At 66.0% G+C, this 19,939-nt stretch carries 22 protein-coding genes; 5 read left to right on the top strand and 17 right to left on the bottom strand.

Annotated elements, in window-relative coordinates; translation table 11 throughout:
* Nucleotides 1-11: 11 nt before the first annotated feature.
* The 5 genes from ACTJKT_RS04930 to ACTJKT_RS04910 form a co-directional block, all read right to left on the bottom strand.
* On the bottom strand, nucleotides 12-986 hold the full coding sequence (locus tag ACTJKT_RS04930; protein ID WP_440786383.1) for a biotin-dependent carboxyltransferase family protein: 975 nt from the start codon (nucleotides 984-986) through the stop codon (nucleotides 12-14).
* The gene (locus ACTJKT_RS04925; protein ID WP_440786382.1) at nucleotides 983-1,855 is read right to left on the bottom strand and encodes a 5-oxoprolinase subunit B family protein; all 873 of its coding nucleotides are present in this window, start codon (nucleotides 1,853-1,855) and stop codon (nucleotides 983-985) included. The genes ACTJKT_RS04930 and ACTJKT_RS04925 overlap by 4 nt, the downstream gene beginning before the upstream one ends.
* A complete protein-coding gene (locus ACTJKT_RS04920; protein WP_440786381.1) occupies nucleotides 1,852-3,240 on the bottom strand; it encodes an acetyl-CoA carboxylase biotin carboxylase subunit in 1,389 nt (462 codons plus the stop codon). Before ACTJKT_RS04920 ends, ACTJKT_RS04925 begins: the two co-directional genes overlap by 4 nt.
* Nucleotides 3,241-3,250: 10 nt before the next feature.
* Nucleotides 3,251-3,496, bottom strand: a complete 246-nt coding sequence (locus ACTJKT_RS04915; RefSeq protein WP_025805784.1) for an acetyl-CoA carboxylase — start codon at nucleotides 3,494-3,496, stop codon at nucleotides 3,251-3,253.
* Between the two features lie 101 nt (nucleotides 3,497-3,597).
* Complete coding sequence (locus ACTJKT_RS04910; protein ID WP_440786380.1) at nucleotides 3,598-4,356, bottom strand: 5-oxoprolinase subunit PxpA; 759 nt, start codon at nucleotides 4,354-4,356, stop codon at nucleotides 3,598-3,600.
* A 246-nt stretch (nucleotides 4,357-4,602) separates the two neighbouring features.
* On the opposite strand from ACTJKT_RS04910, the gene ACTJKT_RS04905 reads away from it, so the two are divergent.
* Nucleotides 4,603-5,520 (top strand): LysR family transcriptional regulator, encoded by a 918-nt coding sequence (locus ACTJKT_RS04905; RefSeq protein WP_097304742.1) that lies wholly within the window; start codon nucleotides 4,603-4,605, stop codon nucleotides 5,518-5,520.
* A 70-nt stretch (nucleotides 5,521-5,590) separates the two neighbouring features.
* Here ACTJKT_RS04905 and ACTJKT_RS04900 read toward each other — a convergent pair whose 3' ends face one another.
* From ACTJKT_RS04900 to ACTJKT_RS04885, 4 genes are read right to left on the bottom strand one after another with little or no spacing between them, the layout of a single operon-like run.
* Nucleotides 5,591-6,196 carry a PqiC family protein gene (locus tag ACTJKT_RS04900; protein WP_440786379.1) on the bottom strand — a complete coding sequence of 202 codons (606 nt, stop codon included), beginning with the start codon at nucleotides 6,194-6,196 and terminating at the stop codon, nucleotides 5,591-5,593.
* Nucleotides 6,193-7,881: a PqiB family protein gene (locus tag ACTJKT_RS04895; RefSeq protein ID WP_440786378.1), complete on the bottom strand. Its 1,689-nt coding sequence runs from the start codon at nucleotides 7,879-7,881 to the stop codon at nucleotides 6,193-6,195. The genes ACTJKT_RS04900 and ACTJKT_RS04895 overlap by 4 nt, the downstream gene beginning before the upstream one ends.
* Nucleotides 7,874-8,488 carry a paraquat-inducible protein A gene (locus ACTJKT_RS04890; RefSeq protein ID WP_097304745.1) on the bottom strand — a complete coding sequence of 205 codons (615 nt, stop codon included), beginning with the start codon at nucleotides 8,486-8,488 and terminating at the stop codon, nucleotides 7,874-7,876. The genes ACTJKT_RS04895 and ACTJKT_RS04890 overlap by 8 nt, the downstream gene beginning before the upstream one ends.
* The gene (locus ACTJKT_RS04885) at nucleotides 8,488-9,096 is read right to left on the bottom strand and encodes a paraquat-inducible protein A (protein ID WP_440786377.1); all 609 of its coding nucleotides are present in this window, start codon (nucleotides 9,094-9,096) and stop codon (nucleotides 8,488-8,490) included. The genes ACTJKT_RS04890 and ACTJKT_RS04885 overlap by 1 nt, the downstream gene beginning before the upstream one ends.
* Nucleotides 9,097-9,240: 144 nt before the next feature.
* Between ACTJKT_RS04885 and ACTJKT_RS04880 the strand changes: the two genes are divergently transcribed.
* Nucleotides 9,241-9,888 carry a TetR/AcrR family transcriptional regulator gene (locus ACTJKT_RS04880; protein ID WP_102677569.1) on the top strand — a complete coding sequence of 216 codons (648 nt, stop codon included), beginning with the start codon at nucleotides 9,241-9,243 and terminating at the stop codon, nucleotides 9,886-9,888.
* A gap of 12 nt (nucleotides 9,889-9,900) precedes the next feature.
* Here the strand turns inward: ACTJKT_RS04880 and ACTJKT_RS04875 are convergent, their stop codons facing one another.
* Nucleotides 9,901-10,344 carry a multidrug/biocide efflux PACE transporter gene (locus ACTJKT_RS04875; protein WP_440786376.1) on the bottom strand — a complete coding sequence of 148 codons (444 nt, stop codon included), beginning with the start codon at nucleotides 10,342-10,344 and terminating at the stop codon, nucleotides 9,901-9,903.
* A 90-nt stretch (nucleotides 10,345-10,434) separates the two neighbouring features.
* Here ACTJKT_RS04875 and ACTJKT_RS04870 point away from each other — a divergent pair, with 90 nt between their 5' ends.
* Nucleotides 10,435-11,289, top strand: coding sequence for a LysR family transcriptional regulator (locus ACTJKT_RS04870; protein ID WP_307948372.1), 855 nt, complete (start codon nucleotides 10,435-10,437; stop codon nucleotides 11,287-11,289).
* Nucleotides 11,290-11,531: 242 nt separating this feature from the next.
* On the opposite strand, the gene ACTJKT_RS04865 is transcribed toward ACTJKT_RS04870, so the two are convergent.
* From ACTJKT_RS04865 to ACTJKT_RS04850, 4 genes are all read right to left on the bottom strand, one after another.
* Complete coding sequence (locus ACTJKT_RS04865) at nucleotides 11,532-12,782, bottom strand: RNA polymerase sigma factor (RefSeq protein ID WP_440786375.1); 1,251 nt, start codon at nucleotides 12,780-12,782, stop codon at nucleotides 11,532-11,534.
* A complete protein-coding gene (locus ACTJKT_RS04860) occupies nucleotides 12,782-13,273 on the bottom strand; it encodes an SRPBCC family protein (RefSeq protein WP_440786374.1) in 492 nt (163 codons plus the stop codon). The genes ACTJKT_RS04865 and ACTJKT_RS04860 overlap by 1 nt, the downstream gene beginning before the upstream one ends.
* Before the next feature lie 52 nt (nucleotides 13,274-13,325).
* Nucleotides 13,326-13,670 (bottom strand): YciI family protein, encoded by a 345-nt coding sequence (locus tag ACTJKT_RS04855; protein WP_025805797.1) that lies wholly within the window; start codon nucleotides 13,668-13,670, stop codon nucleotides 13,326-13,328.
* Between the two features lie 67 nt (nucleotides 13,671-13,737).
* A complete protein-coding gene (locus tag ACTJKT_RS04850; RefSeq protein ID WP_440786373.1) occupies nucleotides 13,738-14,172 on the bottom strand; it encodes a YybH family protein in 435 nt (144 codons plus the stop codon).
* 183 nt (nucleotides 14,173-14,355) lie between these two features.
* On the opposite strand from ACTJKT_RS04850, the gene ACTJKT_RS04845 reads away from it, so the two are divergent.
* Nucleotides 14,356-14,853 carry a GNAT family N-acetyltransferase gene (locus tag ACTJKT_RS04845; protein WP_440786372.1) on the top strand — a complete coding sequence of 166 codons (498 nt, stop codon included), beginning with the start codon at nucleotides 14,356-14,358 and terminating at the stop codon, nucleotides 14,851-14,853.
* A gap of 20 nt (nucleotides 14,854-14,873) precedes the next feature.
* On the top strand, nucleotides 14,874-15,479 hold the full coding sequence (locus ACTJKT_RS04840) for a pyridoxamine 5'-phosphate oxidase family protein (RefSeq protein ID WP_440786371.1): 606 nt from the start codon (nucleotides 14,874-14,876) through the stop codon (nucleotides 15,477-15,479).
* Nucleotides 15,480-15,635: 156 nt separating this feature from the next.
* On the opposite strand, the gene ACTJKT_RS04835 is transcribed toward ACTJKT_RS04840, so the two are convergent.
* From ACTJKT_RS04835 to ACTJKT_RS04825, 3 genes are all read right to left on the bottom strand, one after another.
* A complete protein-coding gene (locus ACTJKT_RS04835; RefSeq protein WP_440786370.1) occupies nucleotides 15,636-16,133 on the bottom strand; it encodes a GNAT family N-acetyltransferase in 498 nt (165 codons plus the stop codon).
* A gap of 394 nt (nucleotides 16,134-16,527) precedes the next feature.
* Complete coding sequence (locus ACTJKT_RS04830; RefSeq protein WP_440786369.1) at nucleotides 16,528-17,220, bottom strand: response regulator; 693 nt, start codon at nucleotides 17,218-17,220, stop codon at nucleotides 16,528-16,530.
* Complete coding sequence (locus ACTJKT_RS04825; RefSeq protein WP_440786368.1) at nucleotides 17,217-19,907, bottom strand: DUF4118 domain-containing protein; 2,691 nt, start codon at nucleotides 19,905-19,907, stop codon at nucleotides 17,217-17,219. The genes ACTJKT_RS04830 and ACTJKT_RS04825 overlap by 4 nt, the downstream gene beginning before the upstream one ends.
* Between the last annotated feature and the right edge of the window lie 32 nt (nucleotides 19,908-19,939).

Below are 19,939 nucleotides of genomic sequence, written 5' to 3'. Positions count from 1 at the left end.
GGCGGGCAGAATCAGGAAGGGAACAGCTTGCTCAGGCAAGCGAGCTTTTTCTTGTAGGAGCGCCGGGCCTCCAGCGCTTCTTCCAGGGTCACCGCGACGAAGCGGGCCTTCTGGTTGGGTTGCATCTGGCCGATCAGGTCGAGGTCGGCGCTGATCACCGTGCCGATCATGGCGTAGCCGCCACCGGACACCGCATCGCGGTGCAGCACTATGGGTTCGAGCCCGGCGGGCACCTGGATCGAACCTATGGGGTAGCAGCTGTCGACGATGTTCGACGGATCGGAACCGGCGCCGAACGGCTGCTCCCGTGGCTGGAAGCCCAGGGCGCTGCCGCCCTTGAAGCGATAGCCGATGCGGTCGGCTTCCGAACCCACGGTCCAGGGCTCGGCGAAGAAGCTGGCCTTGGCCGCGTCGGTCAGGCGCTCGTAGTACAGACCGGGCACCACCCGCAGGCTGATCTCGCCGCCCAGCGCCTGGCGCAGGGCCATGGGCAGGCTGGCGCCCGGCCGGCTCTTGCCATTGTCGACGCCCACCGGCAGTTCATCCCCTGCCACCAGCCGCCGCCCCTGGAAACCACCGAGGCCGCCCAGGGCATAGGTCGAGCGACTGCCCAGCACCAGCGGCACGTCGATGCCACCGGCGACCGCCAGGTAGGCCCGGGCGCCGGCCTTGGGAAAATCGAAGCGCAGCACTTGCCCGGCCTTGACCGCGAAGGCAGTGTCCAGGTGCATGTCCACGCCATCGACCTTGGGCGTCATATGGGCGCCACAGACCGCCACCAGCGCATCGCGGGTGAACGCCAGTTCCGGGCCGAGCAATGTGCACTCCAGCCCCGCCGCGCCGGCCGGGTTGCCCACCAACTGGTTGGCCGCGCTCAGGGCGTACTGGTCCAGGGCTCCGGACGGCGGAATGCCCAGGTGGTAATAACCTTCGCGGCCCAGGTCCTGCACCGAGGTGGCCAGGCCGGGTTTGATGACCTTGATCATGCCAGCACCTCCTGCAACGACTTGGGATAACCGACCGGATCGGCGAGGAACGCATCCAGGGAGAACTCCAGCGGACGGATGCGCAGGTCGAACCGCCCGGCCTCGACCTCGGCCACCGCCCGGTCATAGGCCTCGCGGTCCATAGGCTTGAACTGCACGATGTCGCCCGGGCGGAAGAACACCATGTGCTCCTTGAGGTACGCCAGGTTCTGCTGCGGGTCGTAGATCGGCGCCGGGGTGACGCCGAACATCTGGTAGCCGCCGGCGCCGCGCACCGAGTAGATGCAGCCGAAACAACCACCGTGGCCGAGGGTCAGCTTTGGCGTGTCGGTGCGCGGCCGCAGGTACTTGGGCACCTGCAACTGGCGCTCGCGCTCGACCATCTGGAACATGAACGGCAGGCCGGCGACGAAACCCACCATCGACACGAACCAGGGCGCGCCACTGTGGGCGGCGATAAACGCCTCGACGTCCGCCAGGCCATTGATCCGCGCCGCGTACTCCAGGTCGGTGGCGCTCGGGTCCTGGTGCCGGTCGCGAAAACGCATCAGGGTTTCATGGGTCCAGGGGTCGTTGTACAGCACCGGGATCTCGATGATCCGGGTGTGCAGGGTGCGCTCGGCCACTGCCTCGGCCTCGGCCCCTTGCACGGCTTCGAGCAGCGCATGGGGGGCAATGCGGTCGGGGTCGAAACGGATCTGGAACGAGGCGTTGGCCAGGCACACGTCGAGTACGCCATCGAGTTCCAGGCGTTCCACGGCGCGGGTCACCGCCATGCCCTTGAAGAAGGCTTCCAGGGACATACTGTCGCTGACCTCGGCGAACAGGTGCTCATCGGCGCCGAAGCTGTAGCGGATCGCGCTGTTCATGCGGCACCTCCCATACGGCGCGCGGCCAGCCAGGTTTCCAGGGTGCCGGTGTGGAAGTCGGCGTGGTGCAGCCAGGGCTCGGCGAGCAGTTCCCGGTGCAGGTCCAGGGTGCTGGCCATGCCGCTCAATGTGCAGTGTTCCAGGGCAATCCGCGCCCGGGCCAGGGCCTCGCCACGGTCACGACCATGGACGATCAGCTTGGCCAGCAGCGAGTCATAGTACGGCGGCACGCGGTATCCCGGGTACAGATGGCTGTCGACCCGCACACCCGCCTCCTGCGGCCAGATCAGCTCTTGCACCACCCCGGGGCTGGGGAAGAAGTCCCGGGCCGGGTCTTCGGCGTTGATGCGCATCTGCAAGGCCGCGCCATTGAGGCGGATATCGCTTTGCCGCAGCCCCAGCGGCTCGCCGCCGGCAATGCGCAACTGGGCCTGGACCAGGTCGATGCCGGTCACCAGCTCGCTGACCGGATGCTCGACCTGGATCCGCGTGTTCATCTCGATGAAAAAGAACTCGCCGCTGCTCTCGTCATACAGGTATTCCAGGGTACCCGCGCCCCTGTAGCCGAGGGCTTCGCTGAGGCGCACGGCGCTGGCGCAGAGGGTTTCCCGCTGCAGGTTGTTGAGGACCGGCGATGGCGCTTCCTCGAAGATTTTCTGCCGCCGCCGTTGCAGCGAACACTCACGCTCGAACAGGTGCACCGCGTGCTTGCCATCGCCCAGCACCTGCACTTCGATATGCCGGGCCTTGCCGATAAAACGCTCCAGGTACAGCGCGCCATTGCCGAAGGCGGTCTGCGCCTCGCGCTGGGCACGGGGGAACTCTTGCGCCAGTTGGCTGGCGTTTTCCGCCAGGCGAATCCCCCGTCCGCCGCCACCGGCCGAGGCCTTGATCAACAGCGGAAAACCCACGGCCTCGGCGGCTTGCAGGGCCATGTCGAGTTCGAACAGTTCCCCGGGCGAACCCGGCACCACCGGCACCCCGGCGGCCTGGGCAGTGCGCCGGGCTTCAGCCTTGTCGCCCATGCGGCGAATGGTGTCCGGGCTGGGCCCGACGAAGATCGCCCCCGCCGCTTCGACGGCTGCGGCGAACTCGGCGTTCTCCGAGAGAAACCCGTAGCCGGGGTGCACCGCATTGGCGCCGCTGGCCTGCAAGGCACCCAGCAACGCCTGCACGTTCAGGTAGCTCTGGTCGGCGCGGGCGGGGCCCAGCACCTGCACCTCATCGGCCAGGCGCGCGGCCATGGAGTCGACGTCCGCTTCGCTGCACGCGGCCACGGTGGGGATGCCCAGGGCCTTGGCCGCGCGGATGATGCGCACGGCGATTTCACCACGGTTGGCCACCAGCAGCTTGCGGATGGCTTGAGTACTGATGGTTCGAGTCATGGGCCTGCCCTCACTGGTCATCGAGCGTGGCAACGACCTGACCCGGTTCCACCGGATCGCCGTCCTCTACCGCGAAGGCCGTGAGGCGACCGGCCGTCCCGGCGGTCAGTTCGGAAAACTGCTTCATGACTTCGATCAGGCCGATCACGGTGTCGGCGTCGACGCGCTCGCCAACCTCGACGAAGGGCGCCGACTCGGGCGTGGCCTTGCGATAGAAGGTGCCCGGCAAGGGGGTGATAACGGAATGTTCGGCCATGTCTGTTCCTCTTGGAATAGTTGTAGAAAGGCAGGCAAAAAATCTTCGGCGAACCCCGGCGTCTTCGCGCCTGGTGTTGTGGCTGGGGGTCGCGGATCGGCTCAGCGCGGCGCACGCACCTCGATCCCGGCCTGGTCCAGGGCGGCGCGGGTGGCCTCCACCAGGCACAGGGCGCCAGGGGTGTCGCTGTGCAGGCAGATGGAGTCGAACTCGATCTGCAGGTCCTCACCCTCCACGGTGCGCACCAGGCCTTGCTGGCAAGCTCGCACCACTCGGGCGGCGACCGTGGCCGGATCGAGGGCGCGCACGTGGCGGGTGAAGACGATGGAGCCGCTGAGGTCGTACTCGCGGTCGGCGTAGAACTCGCGGATCACTGGCTGGCCCAGCTCCCTGGCCACCCGCCAGATCACCGAACCGGGCATGCAATACAGCAGCAGCCCGGGCTCCAGGACTTGCAGGTGTTCAACCAACAAGCGGGCGGCTTCTTCATCCCGCGCCAGGTGCATGTAGAGCGCGCCATGAGGCTTGATGTGTTGCAGCGCCACGCCCTGGACCCGCGCCAGTTCGCGCAGGGCGCCGAGCTGATAGAGCATGTCGTCCACCAGTTCCTGGGCCGGGGCATTGATGTGCCGGCGACCGAACCCCACCAGGTCGCGGAACCCCGGATGGGCGCCGATGGCCACGCCCAGGCGCTTGGCCTGCTCGACAGTACGGCGCATGGTGCCGGGGTCGCCGGCATGAAAGCCGGTGGCGATGTTGGCCGAGCTGATGAAGCCCATCAGCTCGTTGTCGACGCCATCGCCGATGGTCCAGGGGCCAAAGCTCTCGCCCATGTCCGAATTGAAATCCACTGCCTGCATCACTGTTGCTCCAACTTCTCGTGACTTCGTGCAGTGGAAATTACGGCCGCCCTTGACCCCTTGGGAAGATCTATTATCAGATACGGCATCTTCTGAAAAACAGATACCTACCTTCATGTAGGAGCGAGGCTTGCCCGCGATGGCGCCAGTGATCCCACCACAGGTTCAAGAGCCTGGCCCGATGGCGTTTGTCATGGCCTCATCGCGGGCAAGCCTCGCTCCTACAGAAGCCTTGAGGAGTTCGTGATGTCCCTCACCCTGCGCCAGGTCCGCTACTTCGTCGCCACCGCCGAGATCGGGCAGATTTCCCAGGCGGCGATCCACCTGAACATCTCCCAGTCGGCGGTGACCACGGCGATCAAGGAACTGGAAGCCATGCTCGGCGTGCAGCTGTTCTTGCGTTCGGCCCAGGGCATGAACCTGACCGACGCCGGACGGCACTTTCTCAACCGCGCCTATGTGATCCTGCGCAGCGTCGACGACGCGCTGAACAGCCCGCTGCCGGACTACCGCGCCAGCGGCGTGCTGCACCTGGCGGCCAGCTACACGGTGATCGGCTACTTCCTGCCGCACCACCTGCAACGCCTGGAGCACTGGCATCCGGACGTGACCATCGAGGTCCACGAACAGGAACGCCAGGCCATCGAACAGGGCCTGCTGGAAGGCCGCTTCGACATGGCCGTGGTGCTGACCGCCAACCTCACCCACCCGGACATCGTCTCCGAGACCCTGTTCAACTCCGAACGCCGCCTGTGGCTGCCCAGCCATCACCCGCTGTGCGAGCGCGCCACCGTCAGCCTCGCCGACGTGGCACAGGAACCCTATATCCTGCTGACCGTCGACGAAGCCGAACAGAGCGCTATGCGCTATTGGGAAAACGCCGGGCAGAAACCCCGGGTGCGGGTGCGCACCAGTTCGGTGGAGGCGGTGCGCAGCATGGTGGCCAACGGCAGCGGCGTGGCGATCCTCTCGGACCTGGTGCACCGCCCCTGGTCGCTGGAAGGCAAACGCATCGAAACCCTGACCGTCAGCGACCCGGTGACGCCCATGAGCGTCGGCCTGGCCTGGCATCGCGAACGGGCGTTCACCCCAGCGATGCAGGCGTTTCGCGACTACTTCCACGACGCCTTTCTCGCGCCGCAGCAGCTGTCGGCACGGCGTTAAGCCGCGCCCAAACGCCAGGAGCGAGCTGGCTGGCGATGCCGTGCGNCTCGCTCCTACAGGGGGCTGGGTGTCAGGAACAGCGGGTGGCGGGGTTTTGCGCCCAGCGTTTGGCGGTGCCGGCAATGCGCTTGGCCAGCTCGTCGATGGCTCGCTGATGGGCCTGGACCAGGCTCGACAACTCGACGCTGGCCGGCTGGCTGATGCGGCTGCTGCAGGTCAGGCTGCGCCGCTCGACGCCATCGCCGCGCAGGCGCAGGTTCCACACCACGTCGATCAGCGCATAACGCCCCGGCACCGATTCGAAGCGACGCACATCGGTCTGCAGCGACAGGATCGGCTGCGCCGCCGACTTGGGCAGGCCTTCCAGGTTGCGCGTGCCCAGTTGCTGCTCCATCTGGCTGGCCAGGGCGTCGTGGAACTCGTCCACCAGCGGCGCGCTCCAGCGCGCGGTTTCCAGGATCGCCAGGGTGCCGCCGTCCTGGCGCACCACGACTTGCGGCTGGTCGACCTGCATCGGAATGCGCACCCCGGCCATCTCGAACTGCAGGGCCGGCGCCGCGACGCCAGCGGGCGCCGGCTCGGGCGCCGGCGGCATCAGGGTGTAGTAATGGGTCGGCGCCGAGCTGCAGGCCGCCAGGCCCAGGGATGCGATCAGCAACGCTAGAGTTTTTTTCATGGCTGGACTTCCGATTCGGGCTCACGAGAAGACGAGGTCGAGGATTTGTAGGCGTCCGGCTGGTTGTCCTTGAGCCGCCCACGGATCAGTGCTTCGGGATGACGACTGAGGAAGTCGGTGAGCACCCGCACCGAACGGGCGGTGCGCTGCACTTCGTCCATCGCCTGGCCCAGTTGCAGACGCTGCGGCGAGTCCTCGGCGAAGCTGTCGTTGGCCGTGGTCAGGGTTTTCTTGGTCTGCTCCAGGGTGTCGCGCATCTCTGGCAATACCTTGCCGTTGACGTTCTGCAAGGTCTTCTGCATCTCGGTCAGGCTGCCATTGAGGTTGTTGGCGATGGCATCGATCGGCAACTTGCTGATCTTCTCCACCACTCGCTGCAACTGCTCCTGCAGCTTGTCGAGCCCGCCCGGTACGGTGGGGATTTCCAACGGCCGCGCGGTCGCATCGAAAGCCACCGGCTTGGCGTTGGGGATGAAGTCCATGGAGATATACAGCTGGCCGGTCAGCAAGTTGCCGCTGCGCGCCTGGGCCCGCAGGCCATGCTGGACGAAGGCACCGATCAGGTAGCCCGCGCGACTTTCATCGGCACCGCTGAGCTTCTCCAGTTGCTGGTGGACCTTGCCCAGGCGCGCCGGGTAGATCACCACGCCGACCACGGTGGAGAAGGTCTTTTTCTGCTCGTCGTAATCCAGGTCCATCGACACCACACGGCCGAAGTTCACCCCGAGGAACTCCACCGGCGCATTGAGCGCCAGCCCGCGCAGGGTCTGGTCGAAACGCATGCGCATGTAGTACGGGTCGCCGTCGGGCGGCGCCAGCGCGGTCTCCTGGTCGGCGAACAGCTGGTAGCTGGCGTTCTCGTCGGCCGGCTTGGCGTTGGGGCTGTACTTGGGCTCGACGAAGGCGATGCCGCCGGCGAGGATCGACGAGATGGATTCGGTGTTGACCTTCAGGCCGTTGGCGCCCAGGGTCACGTCCACGCCGCTGGCGTTCCAGAAGCGCGAGTCGGTGGTGACGAACTGGTCGTTGGGCGCGTTGACGAAGATCCGCACGTCCACGCCCTTGCCGTTTTCCGAGAGCTTGTAGGAAATCACCTGGCCCACTTCGATGCGCCGGTAATAGACCGGCGAACCGACGTCCAGCGACCCCAGGTCATCGGTGCGCAGGGTGAAGCGCTTGCCCTTTTGCCCGTAGGTCACAGGTGGCGGCGTTTCCAGGCCGACGAAGCTTTTCTTGCGCTTCTCTTCCCGGCCGGCGTCGGCGCCGATAAAGGCCCCCGACAGCAGGGTGTCGACCCCCGACACGCCTCCCGCGCCAATACGCGGGCGCACCACCCAGAACATCGAGTCGGCGGCGGTGAAGGATTCCGCCGACTGGTCCAGCTCGACCTTGGCGATCACCTTGCTGCGGTTCTTGCTCAAGGCGATGGAGGTGACCTTGCCGATCACCACGTTCTTGTACTTGACCTGGGTCTTGTTGGCTTCCAGGCCTTCGGCGGTCTGGAAGCTGATGGAGATCTCGGGCCCGGCCGACAGCGACTTGTGCACCAGCATCGACAGGCCGACCAGGGCCGCGACTATGGGCACGATCCACACCAGCGAAATATTGAACCGGCGCGTCCTGACCGCGGGGGTGCCCGGCCTCGCTGGCGCGCTTGAAGCGTTGGAACCTGGATGATCAGACATCTTCAACCTCTACATCCCAGATAAGCCGGGGATCGAAACTCATGGCCGCGAACATCGTCAGGACCACGACCAAACCAAAGAACAGGATACCCATGCGCGGCTCGATCGAGCTCAGGGCGTGGAATTGCACCAGCGCCGCCACCAGGGCGACCACCAGCACGTCGAGCATCGACCAGTAGCCGATCACCTCGATAAAGCGGTACAGCTTGGCGCGCTCGCGCATCGCCCAATGGCTGCGGCGCTGGCAGGTGATCAGCAGCATCCCCAGGACGAAGAACTTGCTGCACGGCACCACCACGCTGGCGATGAAGATCAGCAGGGCGATGTCCCAGGAGCCGTGCTGCCAGAACTCCAGCACGCCACTGAGAATGGTGTTTTCGCTGCCGCTGCCGAATATCTGGGTGTACATCACCGGCAGCACGTTGGCCGGGATGTAGAGAATCAGGCTGGCCACAAGGAAGGCCCAGGTGCGGTTCAGGCTGTCGGGTTTGCGCGCATGCACCACGGCCTCGCAGCGCGGGCAGTAGTGAACATCCTGCGGGCAGGCCTGGCCGCAGGTGTGGCACAGCATCAGGCCCAGGTCGCGGGCGTAGGGAGGCTGGTTCATCAGTAGCGGCCCTCCAGGTCATCCCAGAGGCGGCGGATGCCCTTGCCGGAAATCAGGATGATCAGCACCGTCAGCATCGACAGCGACCACAGCCCCAGGCCCGGGTGCACGTCGAGCATGCCGGCCAGCTTGACAATGGCCACCAGGATGCCCAGCAGGCACACCTCCAGCATGCTCCACGGCCGCAGGTGCTCCAGGGCGCGCATGCAGGCCTTGAAGCCCGGCGCCGCGCGCCCGATATTGGCGAAGCCCAGCACCCAGCACAGCAGGAGGATCTGCAAGCCGGGAGCAAGGATGATGGCCAGGCCGGTGACCGCGGCGATCAGGCTGATGCGGCCCTGGGCCAGGGCTTCGACCGACTGCCAGAGGGTCGCTTCGTTGCTCAGGCCTTCGAGGCTGATGCCGATCACCGGGAAGGCATTGGCGAACACGAACAGCAGCGCCGCCGTGATCGACAGGGCAAGCAGTTGCTGCACGTTCAGGCTCCGGGCGCGCTCCAGCACCGCCCCGCAGCGCGAGCACTGGGAGGTCTGGCCTTTTGCAAGCGGCACGGATTCGTACAGCGAATCGCAATGCTCGCAGATGATCCAGTTGGGAGAGAGTGTCATGGTCTTCGAGTCAGGTGGGACAGCGGAGGGCGCTGATCCATGGCGCGTATTCTCTGCAAAAGTAGAGGATGGTGTCTAGTTTTACGTAAGGACTGCAAACGCTCTGGTGCGCCATAATGTATGCCCCTTGCTGCCACTCAGACCATGAACGATTCAAAAATGCTCCCGGCTAAAAACCCGCGCTCGCCAAAACAGACTCGTGGCCATGAACGGGTCACGGCGATTCTCGACGCTTGCGCCCACCTGCTGGTCAGCCAGGGAGTGGCCAGCCTGACCATGCATGGCCTCGCGCGCGAAGCCGGCACCTCCATCGGTTCGCTGTACCACTTCTTCAGCGACAAGCAGAGCGTGCTCGATGCCCTCGGCCAGCGGCACATCGACGCCATCGACCGGATCACCGCCAACCTCCTGGCCATCGACCCGGCGACCTGGGTCGAGTCGAGCAGCCAGCAGGTGATCGAGCGGATGATCATGCCGATCATGGAATACCTCGAGACCCATCCCGACCTGTTGCAGATGATCAGCCCCGCCTTCGCCCCCGGCCAGCTCCAGGCTCCGGAGGCGCGGGAGCGAATCCAGGCAACCTACGCCCGCATGCTCGCCCTGCGCCTGCCCGGCGCCACTGCCGCGCAACGCGAAACCTATGTGACGGCGATGCTCGGCTTGCCCATCGGACTGTTCCAGGTTGCTCTGGAGAATAGCCAGCTCAAGAGCATTCTGCTGTTGCAGGAAGTGCCCAGGGCGATGAAGGCCTACCTCGAGGCCATCGAGCGGCACCACGCCGCCCGCTGACCTCTGCTGTTTTCAACGGGCGCCATTGAGCGGGCGACGCAGCATCAGCCGTTCCCGCACCAGGTCGTAGCCCCAGTGATAGACATAGGTGTAGGGCAGGAAGAACAGCAGCACGCCGATGTCGAGAATCAACGCCTGCATCAGGCTGACCTGCAGCCACCAGGCAATCAGCGGCACGCTCACCGCCACCAGGCCACCCTCGAACAGCAGCGCGTGGGCGACCCGGGTCCAGCCGCTGGGCGCCAGGGCCAGGCGCTTGAGCAGACGGTCGAACAGGCCATTGAAGACCACGTTCCAGGCCAGGGCGATCAGGCCGATGGCGATGGTCGCCACGCCCATGTCGACAAAGGGCTTGTCCATGATCCAGGCCAGCAGCGGCGTACACAGCGCGAACGCCAGCAACTCGAAGCCCACGGCCTGGAAAACGCGTTCGGTCAAGGATTTGGTGGTGCTCATGATCCGGCTCTCTCAAGTGAATGTGGTTGCCATGATCACCTCTCCTACCGATACTTCATAATCATTAACCATCGATCAAGGCGATAGTTCATGGCCTCACACGAAGTACTGCTGGCCTTTGTCCAGGCGGCCACCCAAGGCTCGTTTTCCGCGGCCGCGCGCAAGCTCGGCAAGAGCCAGTCGACCATCAGCGCGGCAGTGGCGAGCCTGGAGATCGACCTCGACCTGCAACTGTTCGACCGCAGCAGCCGCAAGCCCGCCCTCACCCCGCAAGGCCACGTCATGCTGCAACGGGCCGAAGACATCCTGGCCGCCACCAGCCGCCTGGAAATGGCCGCCAGCCAGCTGGCCCAGGGCGTGGAAGCCAAGCTCACGGTGGCCCTGTCCGACACCTATCAGTCGGATCGTTTCGAAACCTCGCTGAGCGCCTTCGAGCAACGCTACCCGGACCTGGAACTGGAATGCCTGATCGCCGAATGCGATGACCTGATCGAGCTGGTCCAACGCGGCCGGGCGCAGATCGCCTTCGCCGAAATGCAGCCCGACTACCCGGCGGACCTGGACCATGCGACGGTGGACGAGCGCACGGAAATCGCCCTGTTCGTGTCGCGCAAGCACCCCTTGGCGGCGCTAAAAAATATCGACCAGGCCCGGCTGCAACAGCACCGCGAACTGCGCCTGGCAACCATCGTCAATCCCTACGAAAGCCGGGCCAAGGGCCGGGTATGGTCGGCGCCGAGCTACCTGATGCTGCTGGAGATGGCCCAGGGCGGATTTGGCTGGGCGCCCCTGCCACGCTGGCTGGTGGAGCGTTTCGGCGCCGACAGCCTGGTGGAACTCGATGCCCGTGGCTGGCCGCGTAACGTGGCGGTCGATGCCCTGTGGTCGCGCCTGCACCCGCCAGGTCCGGCGGGCAGCTGGTTGCTGGGGCGGATGCTGGAATAACCGCGTTTTTGCAGATGCACGGTGTCGCCCGTTGACGGGGGCTTCGTCGGAATGCCGCCCAACCCGATCGCAGCCTGCGGCAGCGGCTACAGGTTCGGCCGACAGATTGAGGGCTCTTCTCCCTGACACCCTGATCCTCCCACTCGCGCCACAATCCCCTGTAGCCGCTGCCGCAGGCTGCGATAAGGCCGAAGGCCTTCAGCGATCTCGAACAGGTCGCGGCCGTCCGGATCGGCAGGGACTCAGAGCGCGTTCAGCGCTTCCAGCCTTTTTTCGATAAAACGCCGCTCCGGCTCTTGCCGGGTCAGTTCCAGGGCTCGCAGATAGGCTTGCCGCGCCGGCTCCACCCGGCCCAGTTGCCGGCAGAACTCGGCCCGCGCCGAATGGGCCAGGTGGTAATCCTGCAACTCGCCCCGGGCCAGGATCGCCTCGACCCGCTCCAGGCCGGCCAACGGCCCGTCCCGCTGGGCGATGGCGGCCGCGCGGTTGAGCTCGATCACTGGCGAGGGCATGGCGCGCAACAGCACGTCATACAGGCCGATGATCTGCTGCCAGTCGGTTTCCCCGGCCGTCGCCGCTTCGGCATGCACCGCGGCGATCGCCGCCTGCAGGCAGTACGGGCCGAAACGCCGGGTGCCCAGGGCGTGTTCCACCAGGGCGCAGCCTTCGGCGATCAGTTCGCGGTCCCACAGCGAGCGGTCCTGCTCGTCCAGCAGCACCAGCTCCCCGGTAGCCGAGGTCCGCGCCCGGCGCCGCGACTCGTGCAGCAGCATCAAGGCCAGCAGGCCCATCACTTCGGGTTCCGGCAGCAGCTCCAGCAACAGGCGCCCGAGGCGGATCGCCTCATGGGTCAGGTCTTCGCGGGTCAGCTCGGCGCCCATCGACGCCGAATAGCCTTCGTTGAACACCAGGTAAACCACCCGCAATACACTGTCCAGACGCTCGGGCAGCTCGCCCAGGGACGGCACCTGATAAGGGATATGCGCATCGCGGATCTTGGCCTTGGCGCGCACAATGCGCTGGGCGATGGTGGCCGGCGCACAGAGAAAGGCCCGGGCGATTTCCTCGGTGGTCAGGTCGCAGATTTCCCGCAGGGTCAGCGGCACCTGGGCGTCCGCCGCCAGCGCCGGGTGGCAGCAGGTGAAGATCAGGCGCAGGCGGTCGTCTTCCAGGTCCTCCTCGCTCCAGTCAGCCTGCTCCAACTCTTCCAGCTGGCTGACCAGCGCCGCCTGGGACGCGGCGAACCGCGCCCGGCGGCGCAAACCGTCGATGGCCTTGAAACGCCCGGCCGACACCAGCCAGGCCCGCGGGTTGTCCGGTACGCCGTCGCGCTGCCAACGCTCGACCGCGACGAAGAACGCCTCGTGCAAGGCTTCCTCGGCGAGGTCGAAATCCCCCAGCAGGCGAATCAGGGTCGCCAGGATCCGCCGCGACTCGTTGCGGTAGACCCTCTCCACCAGCGCCTTGACGCTGTCTTGCGGCGCCGTCGGCATCAGTCCGGCATGCCTCGGGTCACCAGGCTTTCCAGGCGATCCAGGCTCTGCCCCCAGCCCTCGTGAAAGCCCATGGCTTCATGGGCCTGGCGATCCTCCTCGCTCCAGTGCATGGCGCGGGCGGTGTAGAGGGTCTTGCCGTCCACTTCGTCGAAGGTCACCTCGGCGCTCATGAAGGCCTTGCCCGAAGGGATCCAGCCCGGCAGGAAGGCGTCGGTGAACACCAGCCGCCGCGGCGCGACTATCTCCAGGAACACGCCCATGGTCGGGTACTCGTTGCCATCCGGGGCGCGCATCAGGGTGCGAAACTGGCCGCCGACCCACAGGTCCATTTCACACTCCGGGGTGGTCATGCCGTGGGGCCCCCACCATTGCACCAGCAACTCGGGTTCGGTCCAGGCGCGGAACAGCTTGCCGGGCGGCGCATCGATCAGGCGACTGATGGACAACTCGTATGGGGCGGGCGCACGGCCCAGGCTGTGCTCGGTCATTGCGAAACTCCTGCTTATGCTTGTTTTCAGGGCTCGTTTGCAAAGGTTGCGATCAGGGATTCAACTCGCGCACCGGGCGCACCTCGATGCTGCCGACCCGGGCCGCCGGGATGTTGCCGGCGACCTGGATGGCTTCGTTGAGGTCCTTGGCATCGATCAGGTAGAACCCGGCCAACTGTTCCTTGGTTTCGGCGAACGGGCCGTCGGTGATCGACAGCCGGCCGCCGCGCATGCGCACCGTGGTCGCGGTCTGCACCGACTCCAGGGCCTCGGCGGCGATCATCCGGCCGCTGCCCTGCACCGACTCGGCGTAGGCCATGCACTCGGCGTCCTTCGGGCTCTCCGGCAGGCTGTGCAACAGCTGTTCGTCGCTGTAGACCAGGCATAGGTATTTCATGGGGCTCTCCTTGATCGGGCTGATCAACTATGGCTGCAGTTTCAGGCTTTCGCGAAAAAACCGACGATCAGGGTTGCAGGTCGAACAGCACGGTGCCGCTCATCATGTCGAAGGGGGCCGACCAGTGTTCGTGGACCACTTTCCACTGCCCACCAATACGCTGGTAACCCGCGGTCACGCGCATCCAGCAAGCCTTGGTCTCGCCCTTGTCGTCAGCACCGCCGCAGTGGGCCAGCCAGTGGGCGAAGGCGATGTCATTGGCCCCGACTATGTGCAGCTGCTCGAAGTCGAAGATGCCAGGGCCGGGGCAGACTTCCATGCAGGTCTTCCAGTGCGCGCGGTAGGCCTCCTTGCCCTTGAATTGCAACGCGGTCACGGCGTCGAACGAGGTGATGTCGTCGGCGTAGTAGCTGACGATGCGGTCGATGTCCTTGACCATCACGGCCTGGCGCCAGGCGTCGATCAGGCTGCGAATTTCGCTTTCGGTGGTTTGGGCGTTCATGGCGATTCTCCTTGCGATTGAGTGACACGGGCTCAAGGTGGCCGCCAGAGGCGACCGTTAAATCCTGAAGACACCCTTAGTCGTCTGGCCGCCGGGCAAATCGACAAAGCCAGGAAAAAAAACCGGGACCCCGGGCAAAATCGCTAGAATCGCCACTCCTACAGCCTCCCCCAGTGCCTGGATATGGATAGCCCAACGACCACCCGACTCGTGCCCTACGAACAGCTCGACGCCAGGCAATTGCAGCAGCTCGACGCGCTCGAGGTGCACCCGCAGCAAAAGAATTATTCCGGCGATATCTACACCGCGCTGCATACCCTGCTCAAGGCGCCGGAGCCCGGGATCAAGGGCTTCGCCCTGCTGGCCGACGAGGTCCCGGTGGCGTTCCTGCTGCTCAAGCGCCCGCCCTTCCTGCCCCATTGGGCCGACCCCGACACCGCCACCCTGCATGCCTTGCAGGTCGATCACCGGGTCCAGGGCCAAGGCTACGGCCTCGCCTGCCTGCAAGCCCTGCCCGCCGCCGCGCGCCAGGCGTGGCCGGAGATCAAGGGGCTGATGCTGTCGGTGGACGCGGACAACACAGCGGCGTTCAACCTCTACCTGAAACAAGGCTGGGTCGACTGCGGCGAGGCCTACCGGGGCCGCATCGGCTACGAACGGCGCCTGGCCCTGATTTTCTGACGTTACCCAGGAGAAGCATGATGCTGACCACCCTCGAACAACTGGAAGCGATCTACGGCCTGCCCCTCGAGCGGGCCGTGCGCAAGGAAATCCCCTTCCTCAACCCGGACTACCAGGCCATGGTGCGCGCCTCACCGCTGGTGATCCTGAGCACCAGCGGTCCCGACGGCATGGACGGCTCGCCCCGCGGCGACACCCCGGGGTTCGTGCGGATCGTCGACGAGCGCACCCTGGCCATCCCCGACCGCCCGGGCAACAACCGCATCGACAGCCTGCGCAATATCCTCAGCGACCCGCGGGTGGCCCTGCTGTTCATCATCCCGGGCATCGGCGAGACCCTGCGGGTCAACGGCCGAGCGCGGATCTCGGCCGAGCCGGCGCTGCTGGACAGCTTCGCGGTGAACGGCAAGCCGGCGCGCACGGTGATCCTGGTGGACGTCGAGGCGGCCTATTTCCACTGCTCCAAGGCCATAGTGCGCTCCGAGCTGTGGAACCCCGAGCGCTACCTGGAACGCTCGGCCCTGCCCTCGGCCGGCGCCATCCTCAAGCGCCTCTGCGACGGCCAGTTCGACGCCGACCGCTACGACCGGGAAATGCCGGAACGGGTGCGCAACAGCCTGTATTGAATGCTTCTGTAGGAGCGAAGCTTGCTCGCGATGAACGATAACGCGGTTTATCAGCCAGACCGCAGCGCCCCTATCGCGGGCAAGCCTCGCTCCTACAGGGGGGTGTCGTGGAATGGCAGGCAGAAAAAAGGGCTGCCTCGCTGCAGCCCTTCGAGCTCACAACTCCAGCACCATCTCATGCCAGGCCATGCCGCCATGGTCCGATGCCGAGGCCTTGAGGTAGACGAAGCCAAAACGCTCGTACAGCGGCACATGCCGTTCCTTGCACATCAGGTTGATGCTGGCCTTGCCCAGGCCGCGCATGCGCTCGATAAAGGCCTCCAGCAGGCGCCGGGAAACGCCCTGGCCCTGGTAGTCCGGGTGCACCACCACCGACATGATCACCACATGGGGCCCGGCCGGGTCGTGGCCGATCAGTTCCTTGAAGGCCTCGTCGGCCATCTCGACCTCGAAGGCCGCGCCGGAATTGATGAAGCCGGCCACCACGCCCTCCACTTCGGCGACGATGAAGCCTTCGGGCCAGGTGGCGATGCGGGTGGCGATCTTTTCCCGGGTGGCGGCTTCGTCGCCTTCGTAGGCCAGGGTTTCGATGGCGAAGCAGCGGTCCAGGTCGGAAGGCAGGACCTGGCGGATAACAGGATTCGATGAATTCATGGCAGGGGACGGCGACCGTAGCGGCTGAATGACAGGGGTGTCGATTCTAGCAACAGCGCCCCCGCCGCGAGCAGCACAACTGGCAAAGAACCGCCCACGTATGAAGTGCATATGGATCGAAAAGCACCCCGTAAAGCTTTCATATAAGCCCTGGCCAAGCCCCGGCGTTCGGACTATTTCTCTGTGCCTCGACGATCGGCCCCCGCCCCACCGCTGCTGGAGCGGCCCCGCGTCTCAGCCACAGGACCTCGATCATGAGCAACACCCAAATCGGCCTTTTCCTGCTGTTCAGCATCAGCACCTTCGGTTTCATCACCCTGTACATCGACTTTCTGCACGAACGCCGGGCGAAGAAGAACAAATAAGCCCCCGGGGCCGGCATTCCGGCCCTGGTTTACAAGCCCACCAGCCGGTAACCCACCTGCAGCTCGGTAATGAAGTGCAGGGGCTGCGCCGGGTCGGCCTCGAGCTTCTGCCGCAGGTGCGCCATGTGCACCCGCAGGTAGTGGGCACGGTCCACATAGTCCAGGCCCCAGACCTCCAGCAACAACTGGCGGTGCGTCATGACCCGGCTCTGGCCGCGGATCAGCGCGCAGAGCAGGCGGTACTCGATCGGTGTCAGGTGCACCGCCTGCCCTTCACGCAACACCTCATGGGTCGCCAAGTCCACTTCGATGTTGCCGAAGGCCACCTTGCTGGTGCTGGCCGTCACCCCGCTCTGCACATGGCGACGCAACTGGGCGCGAATCCGCGCCAGCAGCTCCGGTACACCGAAGGGTTTGACCAGATAGTCGTCCGCCCCGGCATCCAGGGCCGCGACCTTCTCCTCTTCCCGGTCCCGGGCCGAAAGCACCAGGATCGGCACCGCCAGCCAGCCCCGCAGCTCGCTGATCAACTGCTTGCCGTCGCCATCGGGCAACCCCAGGTCGACGATCACCAGGTCCGGCTGGCGACTGGCGGCATGGATCAGGGCACGCTTGACGTTATCCGCCTCGAACACCTGAAAGCCTTCGTCCTGCAGGGCGATGCCGACAAAGCGGCGGATATTGGCCTCGTCTTCGACGATAAGAATGCGTGCAGTGCTCATAAGGTTTCCATGGAAGGCGGCTGACCCGCCGGTAAAGTGATGACGAAGCTGATGCCCGAGGGCGCCCGTGGCAAGGCCTCGATCCGTCCGCCATGGGTTTCGACGATCCGCTTGGCCAGGGCCAGCCCCAGGCCGATGCCGGCCACCGGCGACTCCTGCTGACCCCGACTGAAGGCATCGAACAGGCTCTGCGGCGAACTGCCGGGCGGGCAGCCGGGACCGTTGTCGCTGACCTGCAGCACGATCTGCTCCTCCAGCCGCTGCGCACTGATCTCCACCCGGGTACCGGCCGGGGTGTACTTGGCAGCGTTGTCCAGCAGGTTGACCAGCACCCGCTCCAGCAGCAGCGCATCCACTTCCACCAGCGGCAGATCGGCGGCCATGGAGGCCCGCAGCACATGCCCGGCCAAGGGTTGGCGCATCTGGCGCAGGGCGCTGCCGACTATCTCTTCGAGGGAATGCCACTGGCGATTCAAGCGCACGCCGCGCTCCTGCATGCGCGCCATGTCCAGCAAGTTCTCGATCAGCCGCTGCATGGAGCTGGCCTGCTCATGAATGCCGCCCAGCAGCCCCGACAGCGGGCCGCTCGGCGCATGGGGCAGCGCCGCATCGGCGGCACCGATGATGGTGGTCAGGGGCGTGCGCAAGTCATGGGAGATCGCCGCCAGGAGGGTGTTGCGCATGCGCTCGCCCTCCATCTGCACCAGGGTGCTCTGGGCCACTTCGACGTAGTGCACGCGCTCCAGGGCAATGGCCAGCTGGCTCATGCAGGCTTCCAGCAGACGCCGCTCTTCCGGCTCGTCGAAGCGCTCGGCCTCGGCCAGTTCCAGCACCAGCACCCCGCGCACCCGCATCGGCGCCTTGAGCGGCAGGTAGCAGCCCTTGGCCGCGGCCAGGGTGTCTGTGCCCTGGCCGGCGGGCTGGCCATGATCGTAGGCCCACTGGGCGATGCTTTCATCGATGGCAACGGGGCCGTTGCCCAGGGCATGGACCGTATCGGCGGCGTCCGGCAGCGCCAGGCCGACCCGCGCCTCGAACACTCCGCCGAAGGTGCGCAGGGCGACCTCGCCGATCTGCTCCACCGTCAGCGCCGCCGACAGGTCCCGGGCCAGCCGGGCCAGGGACGTGGCACGGCGCTCCCCGGCGGCGGCGGTGCGTGCCTCATGGCGCAGGCGCGCGGTCAACTGCCCGGTGATCAGGGCAATGCCGAGCATCAGGGCGAAGGTGAAAAAATACTGGGTGTCGTTGACCGTGAACGACAGCACCGGCCGCACGAAGAAGAAGTCGAAGCACAGCACCGCCAGCATCGCCGCCCAGGCACCCGGACCCCGCCCGTAACGCAGGGCGACCAGGACCACGGTGAGCAGAAACAGCATGACCACGTTGGCCGGGTCGAACACCTTGAGCAAGAGGGCCGCCACCGCGGTGGCGGCGAAACAGGCCAGGCTGGCCCACAGATAGGCCGGCAGCCGGCTGGGCGGCAGAGGCGCCTCGGGCCGGGGTGGCGCGGCCACAGTGGACAGCGGCCCATGGGCGATCACGATCTGGTCGATCTCGGGGTGATGGCGGCTGATGCGATCGCTGACCGATTGATGCCAGAGCTGCCAGACCTTGCGCGGGTAATGCCCCAGCACCAGGCGGTTGGCGTTGTGCTCGCGGGCACAGGCCACCAGCGCTTCGGCTACGTCCATGCCCGGCAGGGTGGCGGTGTCGGCACCGAACTCGGCGGCCAGGGCCAGGGTCTTCATCGCGGCCCCATAGCGCTGGGCACCCGCGCCACGGCGCTGGTTCGCCGCCACATGGACCACTATCCAGTCGGCTTCCAGTTTCTGTGCCAGGCGCGCGGCCTCGCGCACCAGGCGCTCATCGGAAGGATGCCCCGCCACCCCGACCAGCAAGCGTTCCCGCGCCGGCCACAGGGTGATGATGGAGCGTTCGCGGCGATAGTCGCGCATCTGCGCGTCGACCCGGTCGGCGGTGCGCCGCAGGGTCAGTTCGCGCAGGGCCAACAGGTTGCCCTTGCGAAAGAAATGGCGTGAAGCCCGCTCGGCCTGGGGCGGCAGGTAGACCTTGCCGTCCTTGAGCCGACGCAGCAGGTCATCCGGTGGCAGGTCGATCACCAGCACTTCGTGGGCCTGGTCGAAGATATGGTCGGGCACCGTCTCGCGCACCCGGATGCCGATGATGCCGCTGACGATGTCGTTGAGGCTTTCCAGGTGCTGGACGTTGAGGGTGGTCCAGACATCGATGCCGGCGCGCAGCAGTTCTTCGACGTCCTGCCAGCGCTTGGGATGGCGCGAGCCCGGAACGTTGCTGTGGGCCAGTTCGTCCACCAGCAGCACGGCCGGCGCGCGGGCCAGGGCCGCGTCCAGGTCGAACTCGCTGAGCTGGCGGTCGCGGTGCATGACGTTCTGGCGCGGCAACAGCTCCAGGCCCTCCAGCAGCTCGGCGGTTTCCCGGCGACCGTGGGTTTCCACCACCCCGGCCACCAGGTCGCGGCCCTGGGCCCGTTCGCGCTGGGCGGCGACCAGCATGGCGCAGGTCTTGCCGACCCCGGCGTTGGAGCCGAAGTAGATCCGCAGCTTGCCCAGGCGCGCCGCCTGTTCGTCCTGTTGCAGCCTCTCCAGCAGCGCATCGGGATCGGGGCGGCCATCCGGTGCAGCGGTGAACGTGTCGATGACAGACATGACAATCCTTATGTACGACGCGGCGCCCGTGG

It is taken from the genome of Pseudomonas sp. 22526, assembly GCF_052044735.1.
Lineage (GTDB): Bacteria > Pseudomonadota > Gammaproteobacteria > Pseudomonadales > Pseudomonadaceae > Aquipseudomonas > Aquipseudomonas piscium.
This window is presented reverse-complemented; position numbering and strand designations above follow the sequence as displayed.